The 16,947-nt window shown below is 62.7% G+C and carries 12 protein-coding genes; 5 read left to right on the top strand and 7 right to left on the bottom strand.

Features of this window, described 5'->3' with window-relative positions; genetic code table 11:
• Window positions 1-26: 26 nt before the first annotated feature.
• Window positions 27-1,292 (top strand): ABC transporter substrate-binding protein, encoded by a 1,266-nt coding sequence (locus tag ACFOW7_RS18215; RefSeq protein ID WP_378167031.1) that lies wholly within the window; start codon window positions 27-29, stop codon window positions 1,290-1,292.
• A gap of 89 nt (window positions 1,293-1,381) precedes the next feature.
• Here ACFOW7_RS18215 and ACFOW7_RS18210 read toward each other — a convergent pair whose 3' ends face one another.
• Window positions 1,382-2,014, bottom strand: coding sequence for a trimeric intracellular cation channel family protein (locus ACFOW7_RS18210; RefSeq protein ID WP_378167028.1), 633 nt, complete (start codon window positions 2,012-2,014; stop codon window positions 1,382-1,384).
• A 104-nt stretch (window positions 2,015-2,118) separates the two neighbouring features.
• Between ACFOW7_RS18210 and ACFOW7_RS18205 the strand changes: the two genes are divergently transcribed.
• Window positions 2,119-3,282, top strand: coding sequence for a sterol desaturase family protein (locus ACFOW7_RS18205; RefSeq protein ID WP_378167026.1), 1,164 nt, complete (start codon window positions 2,119-2,121; stop codon window positions 3,280-3,282).
• Between the two features lie 255 nt (window positions 3,283-3,537).
• Here the strand turns inward: ACFOW7_RS18205 and ACFOW7_RS18200 are convergent, their stop codons facing one another.
• The 3 genes from ACFOW7_RS18200 to ACFOW7_RS18190 all read right to left on the bottom strand — a co-directional run bounded on the left by ACFOW7_RS18200 (window position 3,538) and on the right by ACFOW7_RS18190 (window position 8,530).
• Window positions 3,538-4,977: a hypothetical protein gene (locus ACFOW7_RS18200; protein WP_378167024.1), complete on the bottom strand. Its 1,440-nt coding sequence runs from the start codon at window positions 4,975-4,977 to the stop codon at window positions 3,538-3,540.
• A 406-nt stretch (window positions 4,978-5,383) separates the two neighbouring features.
• Window positions 5,384-6,118, bottom strand: coding sequence for a hypothetical protein (locus tag ACFOW7_RS18195; protein ID WP_378167022.1), 735 nt, complete (start codon window positions 6,116-6,118; stop codon window positions 5,384-5,386).
• A gap of 156 nt (window positions 6,119-6,274) precedes the next feature.
• Window positions 6,275-8,530: a hypothetical protein gene (locus ACFOW7_RS18190; RefSeq protein WP_378167021.1), complete on the bottom strand. Its 2,256-nt coding sequence runs from the start codon at window positions 8,528-8,530 to the stop codon at window positions 6,275-6,277.
• A 791-nt stretch (window positions 8,531-9,321) separates the two neighbouring features.
• Here ACFOW7_RS18190 and ACFOW7_RS18185 point away from each other — a divergent pair.
• Genes ACFOW7_RS18185 through ACFOW7_RS18175 form a run of 3 tightly spaced genes read left to right on the top strand, consistent with a single transcriptional unit; the run spans window position 9,322 to window position 12,660 of the window.
• On the top strand, window positions 9,322-9,999 hold the full coding sequence (locus tag ACFOW7_RS18185; protein WP_378167020.1) for a response regulator transcription factor: 678 nt from the start codon (window positions 9,322-9,324) through the stop codon (window positions 9,997-9,999).
• On the top strand, window positions 9,987-12,092 hold the full coding sequence (locus tag ACFOW7_RS18180) for a sensor histidine kinase (RefSeq protein WP_378167018.1): 2,106 nt from the start codon (window positions 9,987-9,989) through the stop codon (window positions 12,090-12,092). The genes ACFOW7_RS18185 and ACFOW7_RS18180 overlap by 13 nt, the downstream gene beginning before the upstream one ends.
• Window positions 12,093-12,135: 43 nt before the next feature.
• A complete protein-coding gene (locus ACFOW7_RS18175; protein WP_378167016.1) occupies window positions 12,136-12,660 on the top strand; it encodes an SMI1/KNR4 family protein in 525 nt (174 codons plus the stop codon).
• 301 nt (window positions 12,661-12,961) lie between these two features.
• Here the strand turns inward: ACFOW7_RS18175 and ACFOW7_RS18170 are convergent, their stop codons facing one another.
• From ACFOW7_RS18170 to tgt, 3 genes are all read right to left on the bottom strand, one after another.
• Entirely contained in the window at window positions 12,962-15,079 is a 2,118-nt protein-coding gene (locus ACFOW7_RS18170) for a TonB-dependent receptor plug domain-containing protein (protein ID WP_378167014.1), read from the bottom strand.
• A 166-nt stretch (window positions 15,080-15,245) separates the two neighbouring features.
• A complete protein-coding gene (locus ACFOW7_RS18165) occupies window positions 15,246-15,659 on the bottom strand; it encodes a type II secretion system protein GspG (RefSeq protein ID WP_378167012.1) in 414 nt (137 codons plus the stop codon).
• Between the two features lie 86 nt (window positions 15,660-15,745).
• Complete coding sequence (gene tgt / locus ACFOW7_RS18160) at window positions 15,746-16,861, bottom strand: tRNA guanosine(34) transglycosylase Tgt (protein WP_378167010.1); 1,116 nt, start codon at window positions 16,859-16,861, stop codon at window positions 15,746-15,748.
• Between the last annotated feature and the right edge of the window lie 86 nt (window positions 16,862-16,947).

Genomic DNA, 16,947 nt, shown 5'->3' with positions numbered 1-16,947 from the left:
TGCCGCCCAGGCGGCCAGGAGGATTCATGATGCGCGTATTCCCGCCGCTTGCTCTTGCCCTGTGTCTGGCGCTGGTCGCCTGCGACGGTGGCGGCTCGGTCGATGACAACCCGGTCCAGCCCGCTCCCAGCACCCTGAAAATCGGTCTGCTGACCAGCAAGACCGGCTCAGGCGCTTCGCTTGGCCGCCATGTCGAATACTCCGCCCGGCTGGCACTCAAGGAAATCAACGCCGCAGGCGGCGTCAACGGCCAGCAGGTCGAATTGCTGGTGCGCGACGACAAGCTCGACGCCGATATCGGCGTCCAGGGCGCGCGCGAGCTGGCGGCCACCGACGCGATCGGCATTATCGGCAGCTTCTCCAGCCGGGTATCGATCCCGGTCGCGCAGCAAGTCACCATCAACGCCGGCATGGCGCTGATCACCAGCGGTTCCTCCCCCTTGATCACCACGCTCGACGACCGCGACACGGTCTGGCGTACCGTGGCGTCCGATGTGCTGCAAGGCGCGGCCCTGGCCGATCGCATGCTGTCCGAGGGCTTGCGTCGGGTGGCGGTGGCCAATGTCGATGATGCGTTTGGCCAAGGTCTGGCTAATTCGCTGCGTAACCGGCTGACGGCGCGCGGCGGCGAATTGCTGACCCAGGTGGCCTATCCGTCGGGCAAGACCCTGGGGTTTGAAAGCGAAGCGGCGCAACTGACGGCGGCGGGCGTGCCCGATGCCATCCTGATCGTCGGCTTTGCCGTCGATGCTGCCAATCTGGTGCGCGCCCTCAGGGAGCGGCTGGGCGACCGGATACCCCGGCTGTTCGGGGCCGGTAATTTCGGCACCGCCTTTCTCGACAATGTCGGCACGGCCGGGCTGGGCGTGCAGGTCGTGTCGCCCACGGCACCACGGGCCTCGGGTGGCTATCAGCGCTTTCGCGCCAATTTCGTGCGGGAAGTCGGTGAAGAACCGGAAGCCACCGCCCATACCGGCTACGACGCCGTCTACCTGCTGGCGCTGGCGCTGGCCCAGGCTCGCCACAACAGCCGAGCGGCTGTACTGGCCAACCTGCGCTCGATCTCCCGCGGCGACAGCCCCCGTCCGACCGAAATCGGCGTGGGCGAATTCGCCAAGGCGCTGGCAGCCATCGCCAGGAATGAGGACATCGACTACCACGGCGTCGGCGGCCAGCTCGACTTCGACGCCAACGGCGACCCGGCCAACGGTACTTATCTGATCAACGAAGTGGTGCTGTCGGGCAACGGCACGCTGGGGTTCACCGAACGGGTGGTGTTGACCTTCCCTTGAGCACACGCTTCAACGAATCGACGCCCTGGTGGCCTACCGGTCGCCAGGGCGTCATGCTTCTCGGCCTTCAACAGGGTGTTCCAGCCCCCTCAGACCCTTGGCAGCTTGAAATCGCGGTAATGCGCCACCAGCCGGATGGTGAGGCCGAGGCAGAACAGGCCCCATACCAGCCATGGCCCATCCCAGCGCAGGACGGTGGCGCCGTAGAGCAGGGCGGCCACCAGGATGGAAACCGTGCCGTAGAAGTCCTTATGCAGGATGAACGGCACATCATTGACCATCATATCGCGCACGATGCCGCCGCCCACGGCGCTGACAAAGCCGATAAACAGCACACCGAACAGATTCAATCCGTAATGGAGGCCGACCTGGGCGCCGGCAAGGCTGAAGGCGATCAGGCCGATCGAGTCGGCCACGATGAACAGCCGGTGCATGCCGGGGCTATAGACCTTGTGCAGACTGGCGCCCCAGGCGATCAACAGCGTGGCCACGATCACCCATAAGGCGCTGGCGTCGTGGAACACGATGGGAATCCGGTTGAGCAGCACATCGCGGATAATCCCGCCGCCGATTGCCGTCAGCAGCGAGACGATCAGAATGCCCAGCAGATCGAACTGCTTTTTCACCCCGAGCAGATAGCCCGACAGCGAGAACGCCGCCGTGCCCACCAGAAACATCCAGTCCATGTCGAACAGCAGTTCGAGCGCACCTTCCACCATCATTCCCTTCCGTTTATCCGCTGCCTCGGCAAGATTGCCGCAAGGCGCAACTGGCTCGATTCGGTACGGCTATGCTAGAAACCGTCATCGCGTGCTCGAGCCTGCTCATGTCCTCCTCCCCTGTTGATCTTCCTCCCGACGACGATCTGACCGAGCGCCTCAAGCGCCTGTCGTCTTCCCATGGCGAGATGCGCCGTGGGGTCGGCCTGGTGTCGGGCGTTTTTGCCCTGACCCTGGCGGTACTGTGCCTGCTGGGCGTGCTGGCCTTCCACTTTCCGGCCTACCTGACCACCCCTGAGCTGCGCCGTTCCTACGATGTGGCCACGCTGCGCCAGGTGCTGTTCTGGTCGATGGTATTGGCCGGCGGCATTTCGCTGGCCAATATCGTGCTGGGCCGGGTGCGCTGGCTGTCGAGCATCGCGTTTCTGCTGATCGCCCTCGCGGCCGTGCTGGGCGGGCATAAGGTGCCGGTCAACGACTTCGCCGACCATACGCCCTATATTGGGCTCGATTGGCTGATCCTCGATCTGCTCGGCTCCAGCCTGCTGTTTATCTTTATCGAAAAACTGTTTCCGCTGCGGCGCAATCAACCGATCTTCCGCCCGGCCTGGCAGACCGATCTACAGCATTTCGCGGTCAACCATCTGGTGGTCGGGCTGATTCTGCTGGCCACCAATCTGCTGGTCCACAAGCTGTTCGGCTGGGCGGTCAAGGACGGGGTGCAGAGCTGGGTCAAGGATTTGCCCTTCGTGGTCGAGCTGTTCCTGATCATTCTGGTGGCCGATCTGGTGCAGTACTGGACCCACCGCGCCTACCACGAGGTGCCGCTGCTGTGGCGGCTCCATGCGGTGCACCACAGCGTCAAGCATATGGACTGGCTGGCCGGCTCGCGCCAGCATCTGCTCGAACTGCTGCTGACCCGCACCCTGGTGCTGGCACCGATCTATGTGCTGGGTTTTTCCAAGGAAGTGATCGACGCCTATATCGTGATCGTCGGCTTCCAGGCGGTATTCAACCACTGCAATGTCAGCGTGCGACTCGGGCCGCTGCGCTATGTGCTGGTGACGCCCAATTTTCACCACTGGCACCACTCACAGGATCAGGAAGCGCTCGACCGCAACTACGCGGCTCATTTTGCCTTTCTCGACTATCTGTTCGGCACGGCGGTGAAGTCCGACCGCGAATGGCCCAACGATTACGGCGTACTCGGCGACTATGTGCCCAATGGCTTCAAAAAGCAGTTCATGTTTCCCTTCACTTGGAAGGGATAGGCCAAATAGAAAATTATCCGCCAAGGCACCACAATATAAATAGCGCCTCTCCTAATTTTTATATAAAAACTTAACATTGGACGCTGATGATGTCCCAACCAGCGTCCCACCCTTCCCCCGACAAAAAGCCCGCTCGCCCCGATTCGGGGGAGCGGGCTTTTTCCAGGCGGCAGACCGGCCGGACGGCAGCTCCAGTCGGTCATCCACCACGCGGCATGCCAGCCCGCCTCGCAGGTCGGCGGACCGGCACACCGCTCAGTTCAGCGGGCAGCTTGCCGTGCGGAGCCAGTCTTGCAGCGGACCGACATTGAGGAAATGCCGCTCCGGCGCAGCCGTCACCAGGTAGACCGAACTATCGGCCGAGGAGACGCCCAGATACTGGTCGTTGGCCGGGTAGTGGCGGAAGGTGTACGGCGCGTAGTGGCCGGTGCCGGCCGGTGCCGTGGGGAACAGCTTCGGATAGGTGGTCTGCGCCCAGTCAAGCAGACAGTCGGGCTGCGAGCGGACCACGATCCTGGCTTGGCTCTCCTGGACCTGCTGACCCACCGTGCACTGGATCTTCAGGGTAGAGCTGACAGCAATCGACACGGTCTTGCGCCCCAGCCGGCCGACCGGGCCGTCCCAATCCTTGGCGCCCGAGGCGCTGCAGCTGGCGCCTTCCTCGGCCAGCCAGTTCACCACCACTTCGCCAGCCTTGGTCAGCTCATTGGTCGAGACATCGAACGCCACGCTCGACGGCAGCAGATAACGGCTCAGCGTGGCAGCGCCTTCGTTGTAGACCCAGAAATCCGACCCGTTCGGGTTGATCGCCAGCGCAGTCACGGCGCCAGACAAGGTGGCAACCGGCTCGCCGGTGACGGCGCTGTAGAGTTTCTGCCGGCTGATCGCATACTTGGCGGTGGCCGCGATGATGACTTCGGGGAATTCGCGCAGCTTGGTGCGGATATTGTTGATATGGGTCTGCGTGCCCGAGAAATAGACCTGACTGCCATCGGTCGAGACGATGGGCGTCCCCGACACGTAGTAGAGGAATTCACTCTTTTCCTTACTGACCACACCGTCGGCTTCGAGCTTGAACACATTGAGTTCAGGCGGCGACATGCCGGCGCTGCTGTGGGCGATCAGGCCGGTCTGGTGGCTGTAGCCGATATCGCCGGCATAGAGGCTGGTGCCGGTGCGGCTCACTGACTTGACGGTGGGTTCGTTGCCGTTCCACTGCATCAGTGCCAGCGACACCCATTGGTCCTGGTCCAGCGCCAGGAAGCGGTCATCTCCGACCGCCTCGACCCGGTAGGCGACCTGGGCCGTATTCTTGGTGCTCCAGCTACGGTTCCTGACATCGAAGCGATGGAAACGGCTCGGCCGGATCGGATTGCCATATACGCTCTGCCCGCCGAATTCCGAAGCAAACAGATAGCGCCCGCTCGGACTCAGCGACAGATCGACCACCGATTCCTCCATCTTTTTCTGGCTGATCTGGGCCTGGGTAAAGGTATCCAGCACCACGATGGTCTTGTCGCCCTGCCGGGCAAACATCAGTTGCGCGCCCGGGGCATAGACCATCTGGTTGATATTTAACGGTGCGGCAAAGGTATTGACGGGTTTGAGTACCGGCAGATCGGCGGCCAGGACAGAGGCCGAAAAACCGCCCAGCATCAGGGTAGACAAGGCAATGGAAACAGCACTGAGCTTCATAACTAAGTATTTCTTTCTGATGTGTCTATAAATCGCCGCAGCCGCTCCGGTCGCCCAAGCCTTGGCCACCCAGCTTGCCGGCTGGACCTGGGTCCCGGCAGAGACTCTCTAATGGGTATTCACCCGACCTCACCGGCCAGGCATGAAAGCGGCGCGGATTATAAACAAACGGCATTAGCCGGACCAGAATATTCCTCAACAATCAACAACTAATCTGCTTGTCATCGCCTGGAAAATACTGGCCAATTCCGCGCGCTGGAAGGGGCTGTCAGGCATCGGCGTTTGCGTCCTCGCCGAGGATTCCCAAGACACTGTGTGTCCGAACGACTGCCCTGGGCCGCAGCAACGCCGCACGATTTCCGCTGCGTTCGTGCTCGCTTGATCCTGCAATGGAAAAATTGGGCGGCTATTGCCGTTTCTGAGAGGCATCGACGCTGCGCCAGCGCTCCAGGCTTTGCTGGGCCGTCTGCCAATCGGCCACGCGCCAGGAACGTGGGGCAAACCAATAGAGCCGGCCAAAGGGCGGCAAGCCCGGCGGCAACTCATCGAGCGCCACCCCGGCGGCCTGGCGGCACAAAGGCTCGGGCGGCCATTGACCGGCCGCCAGTTGCTCGCGAATCGCCCAGCCTTCCCGCCCCATCCGGAACAGCATCGGCACCACCTCATCGACCGGCAAGTCGGCAAGCCAGCGGTCGCCCCAACACCACGAAGTCAAGGCAGTGATCGATAAACGCCGCTGCGGCAGCCGCAGCCGCAGTTGACGCAGCAGCTCGCCATAGAAAGCCCGCTCGGAGCGACGCGGCTCGAAGTCGATTTGCAGCGTCGCCGCCGGATCGAGCGCTGCGACCGTCACTAGGGCATCCAGCATCGCCTCGCGCAGCGGCTCGTCCAGCACCGGCGGCTGGCGCCGCAGAATATCGATATGGGCCACCAGCGTTCGCGTCACCCCTTCCGGCACATGGAGCGGATTGCGCCGTCGCCCCATCCGGAAACTTGTCCCGTCGATCTGCAATTCCGCCGCAAACCAGGCCACCTCATGGCGACCGGCTTGAAGAAAAGGCAAGGATTCTGCCCGCTTCCAGGCCCACACCACCTGGGTCGGCTCGGCAACTGGTCCGCCAGCCGATACGGTCAGCGTCATGGTCAGCAGCGTAAGCGCGAGGAAACAAGGGAGAGGCAAAATAGAAAGTTTTCGGCAAATTTGATGCAAGATGTACTAGCGGATATAAACAGAAAGGAAAAATTGTTGGAGACGAACACCCTCTCTTCGCTTTCGCCTCCGGCCATCGCCGCTTACTCAATAATGATGCGGCGTCTTCTTGGCCCACTCGCTCTGGGGGTAGCGCTTATGCAGCAGGCGGAAAGCGCGCTGCGATTCCTTGGGCGCACTCGGGCCGTAGCGCGTGGCGCGCACCACCAGATGGAGCATCTGCGGTGCTTCGGGGTCATCCGGATGCGCTTGGACCCAGTCGATGACTATCCGCCCCAGCACCTCGGTTCCATTGCCGAGTGCGGTCAGCTTGCGTTGCTCGCCACAGGCGCTTGCACGCAGGCTGCTGTCAACCCAGATGGGCAATCCGCCTGGCGGCTCGGATGGGCAGGGCAGCTCGCCAGTGGGAGCCAGGTCTGGCCGCCAGCCGCCGGGCTCATTGGCCCACCACCAGCGCCAGCGCGACATCGAGCCGATCTCGTCAGCAGCCTGACTGTCGCGGAAAAAGCCGCCGTGCAGAACTGGCGACAGCGCCGGCAAGCGCAGGATCGCCACGGCCTCGGCCAGTCGCCGCTCAGCGGGCTCGCTCGCCGCCTCAGCCCGCTTCCACTGCGCCTCGGCTTCCGGGTAGACCGCCCGCACGGCCGGCGCGAGCTTGCCAGCCAGATCCTCGCGCCCAAGCAGCCAGGCACGCAGCCACAGCACACCAGTGAGTTCGCGCCGCGCCAGCTCGTCCCAGCGGCCTTTTTCCAACGCCATAAGCCATTGGTCGAGTGGCAGATAGAAGTTGAATAGCTGCACCGTATCGCGCGGCAACAGACGCTGCTGGGCATATTCGGCCGGACGATCTTCGGGCCGGTGCCAGAACAATCTGTCCGAGTCGTCTTCATAGCGCACGCCCACCGCCTGCCGCGTCATCTCGGGCAAGGCGGACACCAGATCGGGCGAGCTGGCGCTGCGCAGCCGTGCCAACAGATTGCGGCTGGCAATGAACCAGGGCCGCGTACCCTGACGCTTCAATAGCTGCTCCGACTCGTCCCAGGCCCCTTTGCGGTCGTCCAGAAAGCGCAGCAGTTGCGCGCGCTGAAAGGTGATCGCCGGCGCCAGAGGATGATCGGCCGCAACGTTGCTGGCCCTTTGCAGCAATTCGGAATAGTCCTTCGCCGACGGATCGTAGGAAGGCGGCGAAGACTCGGCCTCATTCATCAAGCGCTTGATTTCCGCCACCCTGTCGCGCAGCTCGAAGCCATATACCGCATCGTTCAGATCACGCAACAGCCAGCCTGGATGCTGCGGATCGCGCCGGCCCGACTGTAATCCCCCGAGCCACCACGGCATCTGGCTCTGCGGCCGATCCACCTGTGACGCCAGGATCTGTAGATCGATCAGCCACTGACGCCGATTGGGTCCCAGATCGGCCTGATCGGCCCAGGCGGCAAAGGCTTCGGCGCGGGCCAGCGGATCGGCCCTGCCGCGCAGATTGCCAAGCAGCTCGTCCGCCGCGCCATGGACCGATTTGCGCGCCGGATCGGCCAACAGCCGGGTCAGATGCGCTTCCAGCTTCTGCCGGATGGCCGCTTCGTGCTCCGCATCCTCGGCAGGTTCCACCGTGGCACGCAGATCGCGCGGCAAACCGATCTGGCGCGCCAGCGTGCGGGCAATCAGAAAGTCGGCCCAGTCACGCCAGGGCGAATCCCGATCGGCCGCAATGGCAGTGAAGGCCGCGATGGTCGCCTCGTCGGGCTGGCTATAGAAAGACGCCGCTGCCTCCTGATAAGCCCGGTCATCGCGCAACCAGTCAGGGGCGTCCTTGGGGAGTGCCGGGAAGGTCTGCCGCTCGCGTTCGCAACTGGCGAACACGGTGTCCTGGCCGCGAATCCACTCAAGCAGCCAGCGCTGCTCAGGATGGCTGGCCGCCCGAGCCTCCAGCGTTTCGCTGGCCAGCCGGAAAGCATGGTTGCTGCAACGGTAGCGGTTCCAATCGACCTGCCACAGCAGATCGGCCTTGGCAGCACTCGCTTCGATACTGCCGAGCCTGGCCGGACCGCTGGCGCCCAGCCGCTCCCGCAGCGTCAGCCAGCGCTTGATGGCCGGGTCTTCTGCGGGGATGGGCAGCATCGGTGCCGTTTCGGGATGGCCGATCAGTTGGCGGTGAATGGCAAAGCGCAATGACAGCTCGGCCTGGGCCGGCAGCAGTTGCCATTCGCCGGCGGCGGTCTGCGGCCATTCGGTCTGGCTTGGCCAGTTGTATTCAAAGAGTGGATGGGCAAATCCCGGCCCAGAGGCCAGCGCAGCGGAACCCAAGGCCGACAGCAGCGCCAGCCGGAGAAGTCCATGGATCATCAAGCGCAACCTTATAAAAGGAAGATGGGTGTGGCACGACGAACGTGCCATAGCAAGAAAATTTCTTAATTGTTTATATATCGCAATTTGTCTTGCACGTCGTTTTCCTATATTTTTCTATTTGTTCGCAGACGCACTACGTCGGGCTCCGTTGCCCAGCTGAGACTAAGCATAGCGAAACCCAGGCACACATTAAGGACGGGATGCGGAAGAGAAGCTGGGCGACAGGGAGTGAAGTCGCCTGGGACAGACCATCAGGGGAAGCAGTGGGAAGGCGGAAAAAAACTAACGGCGCACCCTGCCCTGGTGCGCCGTCAGCAGCCGGTACGCAGCGCTGAAGGCACCTGGAACGGCGATTCGGTTTCGGCGTGATGTGCTGGACCTGCCCGTCCGGCACGACACGTTGTCGGTCGTCCCCAAATCGTTGTTCCGTGTCGGCCGCTATGGCGGCCGTGGCCGGCTAGATACTTAAACCCTCTACCGTGGAAAACACACTACTCGCTTCTGACTGCCAATTGCTGAACTGTCATCGGCTGCGGCCTTGCGGTGATCTCACCGTTTGGTCGCCAGCGTCGCGCCGTCTGGCGGTTTGACGATGGGGCTATCGTAGTAGCGGCAACCGTGAAGTCTCAACGCTTGTAGCCGACGTCATTCACCTACGAAATTGGTATATCTGCTCACAAACGTGAGCTTCTGCCTCTTAACGTGAGTATCCATTCACGCCAATCGATGGACCATTCACCGAAGCGGCACTGATAATCGAGCCTGTTTCCTTTCCACGCTCTTAACCAATGACCAGGATCGCCATTATTGAGGACGAAGTGCCGTTCAGCGACGAGCTTTACCGCTGGATCGGCAACGCCAAGCCGGCGATCCAGATCGACCGTTTCTACGATCGTGACAGCGCCGTCGAAGCGGTGACGTCGGCCCCGTACGATCTGGTGGTGCTCGATATCGAACTCAAGCCCGACCGCAATGCCGGCATCGGCATCGTCAACGCGATCAATACCAGCCATCGCAGCCCGGTGCTGGTGGTGTCCGGGCTCGACGCCAGCATCTACCGCTCGATCATGCGCGAACTCGATATCTGGGATTACCTGGGCAAGCCGGTCAACGAACAGGATTTTCTCGGCGCCGTGTTCGGCATTCTGCGCACCGCCCGCCCGGCCCATGGCGGCACGGCCGATCCGGCCGATCTGGTGATCGACCCGCTGCGCCAGCCGCAGCCGACCTGGCGCGGCAAGCGGCTCAACCTGCCGATCACCGCCCAGCGCATCCTCAAGGCGCTGCATGACAAGAAAGGTGGCGTCGCCACCTACGACGAACTGTTCGCCCTGCTGCCCTCGGGCCGCAATACCACCAATCTGCGCCAGCATATCCGCACCATCCGCGAAGCCTTCGAGGAAATCGACCCGTCGTTCGACCGCATCGCCACGGTCAAGATGAAGGGTTTTCAGTGGCTAGACTGAGACGCAGCCTGGACCGGCTCGGCAACTGGCTGCTCGGTTCGCGTACCCGGATTCTGATCCGTGGCGCCTTTGTGCTGCTGATCTGTGTCTTGATCGCCGGCGCCATCGTCGCGATCCGCTGGGGCCGGCAGGAAGCGATCGAGACCTACACCAAGAATCTGGAAACCCGGCTGCGCGCCATCCGCAACCAGCTGACCTCGCTCGACGGCCAGATCCTGCTGGCCAATCTGGTGACACAGCAGCGCAGCGGCTCGTCAGTGCGGGTGTTTGCGCTGCCGCTCAATACGCTCAATATCTGGCTGCGCAGCGAGCGCGACCTGGAACTGCCCAAGGCCTGCACCTACGCCGTCGGCAACGACGGCGCCATCTGCGCCGGGCTGATCCAGGACCGCGACAAGGGCGCCTTTGTGTTTCTGCAAGGCAGCTTCCGCCATAACGCCATCGAGACCCATACCCAGGGTGCCAAGGCGTTCGATGCGGTGCATCGGCTCAAGCTACAGGTGGCGATCCAGGGCAATCAGGGCCGCTGGCTGGCCACGTTCCAGCCGCCGCCACCGCCCCGTGACGGCAGCGCAGCGTCGGCCCGCACGGCCACCCGCTGGAATATCACCGGCTACCGCGCCCGCACCGACTGGAAAGTCGTCGGCGGCCGCCACGACCGCGAAGTCGGCGGCCGACTGCTCAAGACCGGCCGCTGCCTGCCGGGCGCCGGCGAAGCGCTGCCGCCCGAGGCGCCGTTTCCCTGCGTCTATCACTTTGCGCTGCGCCTGCCGGTCGATCCATGGCGCTACCATTTCGAACCATGGCCGCCCAAGGATTTGCAGGCGCTCGATGTCTCGCTCGAACTGCTCGGTCCCAAGGAAGCCGACGGCCGCTCGCCCGTGCTGTTCAGCACGGCTCAGGCCGCGCCCATTCCGCTCTATTCGATCGACAGCCTGCGCAACGAACTGGCCACGGGCGAGGAATTGCGTATCGTGGCCCCGACCGGCCAGCGCGGCGAGCTGGTGATCAACTCGCGCCCGCAACCCAAGGAAGCCTCGGCGCTCGAAGATATCGCCCGCCGCATCATCGTCACCGCCTTTACCGACCATGGCACCACCGCTGCGGTGCGGCCGCTGGCGCAGAGTCGGCTCAATGGCTTCGAACTCGCCCTGCTGGGCGATGTGGCCAATGCCCGCGATGGCTGGGTGCTGCTGGGGCAGCGCATCGTGGCCTATCTGCTGCTGCTGTTGGCTGTGGTGCTGGTGTCGTGGGCAGTGATCGAGATTTATGTGCTGCGGCCGGTTTCCAAGCTGACCCGGCGCACCCATGAACTGTCGAAGAAGCTCCAGGTCAACGGCCCCCTGCCCGATATCGGCTTCGCCGGGCTGGTCGGGCGCGATGAGCTGGGCGTGCTGGCCACAGGTCTGCGCGATCTGCTGGAGCGGGTACGGGCCGATATCGTGCGCGAGCAGCGGCAGATCGCCCAAAGCAAGGAGATGCTCAAGGCGATCGGCCATGAAATCCGTTCGCCCTTGCAGAATCTGGTGGCCTTGCACGGCGACGGCGAAGACCGCAGCCGGCCTTATGTCGATCGGATGCTGCGCGCCGTCGAACTGCTCTATAGCGCCGCCTCGCCCGAAACCGCCTTCGTCAACGCCTCGCCTCAGCTCACCCGCACCAATCTGGTCGAGTTTCTGCAAAACGCCACCGAGATCGGGATCGACAATATCGATTACCGTGGCCCCAAAGGCGCCGTCTGGGCCATGGCCGACGAGGGCTGGATCGAGGATGTGATCATGCACGTGCTCAATAACGCCGTCCGCTTCCGCGAGCCCGACAGCCCAATCTCGATCGCGCTGGCAGTCACCGAGCGCGGCGCCGAGATTTCGATTCGCAACCGTGGTCCGGCCATTCCCGAAGACAAGCTCGACACCATTTTCGAGTACGGCGTGTCGCTTGAGCCGCCCGGTGAGGAAAACAAAGGCCAGGGACTTTTCGTTGCCCGCAGCTATATGGCCAAGATGGACGGCTCGATCGAGGCCCGCAATATGCCGGGCGGGGTGGAATTCCTGATCACCCTGCCACTGTCGAGTGGACGCAATACCAGCTGATCCGCCACTCGACGCCTGTCCTCTTTTGCCCTGAGTCCGCGCCATGCACCCCATCGTCACCGCCCTGCAAGCCCGTCTGGCCGCCAACCCCGTCAGCGAAGACGTCACCGGCCAGCCCTTCGAACCCTGCCCGCCCGCCTCACCCGCCGAAGTCGCCAGCAGCGAAGCCGAGTTGGGCTTTGCGCTGCCGCCTTTATTGCGCCAGCTTTATCTCGACGTCGCCAATGGCGGTTTCGGGCCGGGTTACGGCGTGATGGGGCTTGAAGACGGCTTTACCGACGATCAGGGCAGCAGCGCCGTTTCGCTCTACCAGACCCTCGCCCAAAAAGACCCCGACGCACCCGACTGGCATTGGCCGGAACGCTGGCTGCCGTTCTGCTACTGGGGCTGCACGGTCTATTCGCTGGTTCATTGCGAACCGCCCTACCCGGTCGCCTATATCGATCTCGCCGCGATCGGGGAGGACGAGGAAGTGGCCGAATATCTGATTGCCCATAAAGCGACGCTGGATGAGTGGTTCAAGGACTGGCTGGCCGGCAAGGATTTGTGGCAAGAGGCCTGGGGCTGAGCCTGCCTTCAGGCAAGCACCGACTGCGTCCGCCATGACCTGTGCAGTCGGTTCAGTCGGACGCAATAAGTGTGAGGCTTAAGGTATGCATGAGATGCATAGATAATCTTATATATGCCAATCCAGCATTCGAAATTAGATTAAATAGGCATGACCTCTACGCATACCTACCCAAGCTCGGCCCTTGGCCGCTGTGTCCACTGTCCCGCCTGACGGACAGTCCCGCGCCCTGGGACACCGAAGCGTCCAGTCCACCTGAGCGGTCCGGGGCTGACACCGCCGGACACGCTGTGGCGTCCTCTCAGAATTTCGCCTCCAACAGCAGACGGAACACGCGGAAGGTATCGAGCGAGGTGTGCTTGGTTTGCCAGGAATCGGCCGTTACAAAGCGGCTGTTTTTGCGTTCCGGGTCGCGCAACAGATTGGCGACGGACAGGCGCAGCTGGGTCATCGGTCCGATCCGCCACAGCGCATAGGCATCGAGCGTGCGCTGGTTGCTCTTGAATTCGCTCTCGTACTCGGACAGCCGGACCGTACCGTTCTTCACAAAGCCAAACGACGCACCGGCTGAAATCGGCAAGGCCGGGAAGGCGTAATCGGCGCCGATCTGGAAGGACAGCGGCGTCTGGCTGTTCAGGCGATTGTCAGGCCCCGGAATGGCGTCCACCGACGACCAGTAACGGGACAGATTGACCCGCAGATTGATGGCCGGGGCGTTGGCGATCAGTTGTGACAGCTTGGCCTTGGCTTCCAGTTCGACCCCATGCGAGCTGGCCTGTCCGGCATTGACCAGCATGGAAACCCAACGGCCGTCTTCCAATCGGCGCACGGTGACCATGGCATCCTCGATACGGCGGCTAAACACCGTCGCGCTAAGGACACCGTTGCCGGGCAGATAGTGTTCGTAGGCAAGATCGACACCCCAGGCCAGTTCCGGCTTGAGTGTCGGATTGCCGGCCCGGTCGGGCGAGGTCACCGTATTGTCCTGGGAGAGCTGACGTCCGGCGCTGAAGCTGTCGGGGCTGGGCACCCGCCAGGTCCGCGCCAGCCCGAGCCGGAGCTGATCCTTTTCCGACCCGGGCAGCTTCCAGACCAATTGCCCCACCGGACTGGTCACGCCCTGCCGGAAAGTGGTCCGGCGGCCCAGATCGTCGCGGCTCACCAGCCGCAGGACATCGTGCCGCAGCCCCAGATTGACGGCCAGACGCGGTGTGATCTCCCATTCATCCTGGATAAAACCGGCGCGTTGATCGATATCGACCTCGGTGTGGCTGGCAAGGCCAGCGAGCTGCGATACCCCATCGAGCCAATCGCTCTGCCGGCTCGTCATCCGGTCGCGCTTGAATTCGGTGCCGAACAGCAAGGCATGGTCGTCCAGATAGTGAAAGCGCAGGCTGCTCAGCAACGATAGCGCGCTGGTCTCACTGTCCTTACGTGTTGCCTGAAAATGCGCCACCTGTCCGGCGCCATCGAGATAGCGAATATCGCTGGCGTGGCCGATCCGGCTGTTGCTGGCACCGACTTTGATTTCCAGCTTGGTGTGTTCGCCAAGCGGCTGGCTCCAGCTGAGCTGGTTGCGAAGCGAACGGTTGCTGCCGTGGCTGACGTACAGATCGTTGCCCCAGACAGTGACCGGCCCGGCCACAAATTCGGTCTGGTCGCGCCCCACGCTGTCGTAGCGGTGATCATTGGCAAACACCTGCCAGTTGAGGGCGGTGCCGTCCGACCGCTTCCAATGAAGCCGGGGCGCGAGACTCCATGATTTGGCGTGGTCGTGGTTGAACTGCTCAAGCGTGCGTTGCAGCGGCGCCTTGCCGCCTTCGATCTCGGACAGATAACGTTCATCGCCCTTGAGATGGCGGGCGTTCGCGGCCACCACCCAGGACAGAGCGCCGTGCTTGTCGCTGTAATTGGCAGATGCCGTGGGATTGCGGTAGCCGTCGGTATGGTTGAGGCCAAGAGTCAACTGACGCTGCGGCCGGCTGCCTGCCTGACGCAGAATGATATTGATCACCCCGGCGACCGCCTGGGTGCCCAGGGCCACATTGGGCATCTGGCTGATCTCGATGCGCTCGACCAGCGCAGGCGACAGGGTATCGAGCGCAAAACCGGGCGGCGCCGCTTCGCCATTGACCAGGATCTGCACATAGTTGCCGCCGAGCCCCCGCATCCGCACTTCCCCCTTGCCCGAGCCGGACGCGCCCGTCACCGTGATACCCGATTGGCGACGCAGCACATCGAGCACGCTGGTGTCGCCATGACGCTCCAGCTCGCTGCGCGGCACAGTCCGCTTCAACTGTACCGAGGCTTGCCGGGCCTGCTCCGGGCTACCTTCGACCTGTACTTTTTCGCTGGATTGTACTGGTGCCTCCTGGGCCTGGGCAGTGATGGCCAGGGCCAGAGCGATGGACAGTTGCAAGACACGGAAAGCAGAAGATGAAATGGAATGGTTAAGACAATAGGTATTCTTATCTTGCATAGATTCTTCCTCAGGTGCGGCAATTATTCTTGAAGTACTCCTTTCTGGCATTGATATAAATGCATACCTTTTCTTGGAGTACACCGCCACTTCCGCTTGCTTCCTCTCACCAGTTCCCGACGATTTCCAACGAATGGCTGTGCTCGGCCGGCGCGACGATCCATAGATCGAAGCCCTCCCGACTGTGCCTGCCCGGGAAGGTGTAATGGACCGGTTTATTCCAGGAATCGCGGTGTAGCAAACGTGCGCAGTGCCGCGCCTGCGCTTTGCTGAGGTGGCCGCAGCGCCAAGCGAGCAGTTCTGCCAGATCGACAGGCAAGCGCTGCTTGACCCGCCGGAATTGCTCGATCTCGCCGCGCACTCCCTGCAATTGCGCCTGGGCAGACTGCAACTGGCTATAGCGAACGTCGAACAGCCAGTTCGACGCCGTCAGCCAGAAGCCGAGCGTCAGCACCCCAGCGAGCCAGGCCAGTTTGAGCAGACAGTAAGCAAGAATGGGCAGGAAGGGTGGACAGGCCAAACAGCAGTTTCCCGGTCAGCCGCCACAAGCGCCCCGCTGGCGCCAGGTCCGGCTTGCGCTCGGACCCGGCAGAGGGCAATCGGTTCTCAGCCGACGCCCTGGCCGCGCTCGGCATGGAAGCGCGAGACGAAGGCCGCGAAGCTGCCGGCTTCGATGGCCGTGCGCATTTCGGCCATCAGCCATTGGTAGTAGTAGAGGTTGTGGATGGTATTGAGCCGGGCGCCCAGGATTTCACCGGCCCGGAACAGATGGTGCAGATAGGCGCGGCTGAAATTGCGGCAGGTGTAGCAGGCGCACTGCTCATCGAGCGGCCGCACATCGTTGCGATAACGGGCGTTCTTGACCTTGACGTCGCCCCAGCGGGTGAACAGCCAGCCGTTGCGGGCATTGCGGGTCGGCATCACGCAGTCGAACATATCGATGCCTTGCGACACCCCGTAGACCAGGTCCTCGGGCGTTCCGACGCCCATCAGGTAGCGTGGCTTGTCGGTCGGCAGCTTGGGCGCGGTATGGGCGAGGATGCGGGCGAAATCCTCCTTGGGCTCGCCCACCGACAGGCCGCCGATGGCGTAGCCATGAAAGCCGATCCGCTCAAGCCCATCGAGACTCTCGTCGCGCAGGAATTCATGCATACCGCCCTGCACGATGCCAAACAGGGCATTGGGATTTTCCAGCCGGTCGAACTCGTCACGCGAGCGCTTGGCCCAGCGCAGGCTCAGCCGCATCGAGATGGCAGCCTCGCGCTCGTCGGCGGGATACGGGGTGCATTCGTCGAAGATCATCGCGATATCGGAATTCAGCACCGCCTGGATTTTCATCGACTCTTCCGGCGTCAGGAACAGCCGGTCGCCATTGAGCGGCGACTGGAAGCGGACGCCTTCTTCACTGATCTTGCGCAGCGCGCCCAGGCTGAATACCTGAAAACCACCCGAGTCGGTCAGGATGGGTCGGTCCCAGCCCATAAAGCGATGCAGCCCGCCATGGGCGGCCATCACTTCGAGCCCCGGACGCAGCCAGAGGTGGAAAGTGTTACCCAGGACGATCTTGGCACCGATCTCTTCGAGTTCGAGCGGCGACATGGCCTTGACGGTGCCGTAGGTGCCAACCGGCATGAATACCGGGGTTTCGACCACGCCGTGGTTGAGCGTCACCGAGGCACGACGGGCGGCGCCATCCTGGGCGCGCAGGGTGAATTGCAGCATAGGGCTTCCTTTCGCTACCGGGAAAACAGCCCGGCGCACTGTTTTTAAGCAAACCGGCCATTTTAGCGCAGAGCATAGGGTTTATC

Source organism: Chitinimonas lacunae, from assembly GCF_042650885.1.
Classification (GTDB): domain Bacteria; phylum Pseudomonadota; class Gammaproteobacteria; order Burkholderiales; family Chitinimonadaceae; genus Chitinimonas_A; species Chitinimonas_A lacunae.
The sequence above is the reverse complement of the archived record's forward strand: the minus strand, read 5'-3'. Positions and strand labels throughout refer to the sequence as shown.

What these genes read in the sequence shown, in the direction of transcription:
- ACFOW7_RS18215 (WP_378167031.1), top strand. Translation starts at nt 27, where the DNA reads ATGATGCGCGTATTCCCGCCGCTTGCTCTTGCCCTGTGTCTGGCGCTG.
- ACFOW7_RS18210 (WP_378167028.1), bottom strand. Translation starts at nt 2,014, where the DNA reads ATGATGGTGGAAGGTGCGCTCGAACTGCTGTTCGACATGGACTGGATG.
- ACFOW7_RS18205 (WP_378167026.1), top strand. Translation starts at nt 2,119, where the DNA reads ATGTCCTCCTCCCCTGTTGATCTTCCTCCCGACGACGATCTGACCGAG.
- ACFOW7_RS18200 (WP_378167024.1), bottom strand. Translation starts at nt 4,977, where the DNA reads ATGAAGCTCAGTGCTGTTTCCATTGCCTTGTCTACCCTGATGCTGGGC.
- ACFOW7_RS18195 (WP_378167022.1), bottom strand. Translation starts at nt 6,118, where the DNA reads ATGACGCTGACCGTATCGGCTGGCGGACCAGTTGCCGAGCCGACCCAG.
- ACFOW7_RS18190 (WP_378167021.1), bottom strand. Translation starts at nt 8,530, where the DNA reads ATGATCCATGGACTTCTCCGGCTGGCGCTGCTGTCGGCCTTGGGTTCC.
- ACFOW7_RS18185 (WP_378167020.1), top strand. Translation starts at nt 9,322, where the DNA reads ATGACCAGGATCGCCATTATTGAGGACGAAGTGCCGTTCAGCGACGAG.
- ACFOW7_RS18175 (WP_378167016.1), top strand. Translation starts at nt 12,136, where the DNA reads ATGCACCCCATCGTCACCGCCCTGCAAGCCCGTCTGGCCGCCAACCCC.
- tgt (WP_378167010.1), bottom strand. Translation starts at nt 16,861, where the DNA reads ATGCTGCAATTCACCCTGCGCGCCCAGGATGGCGCCGCCCGTCGTGCC.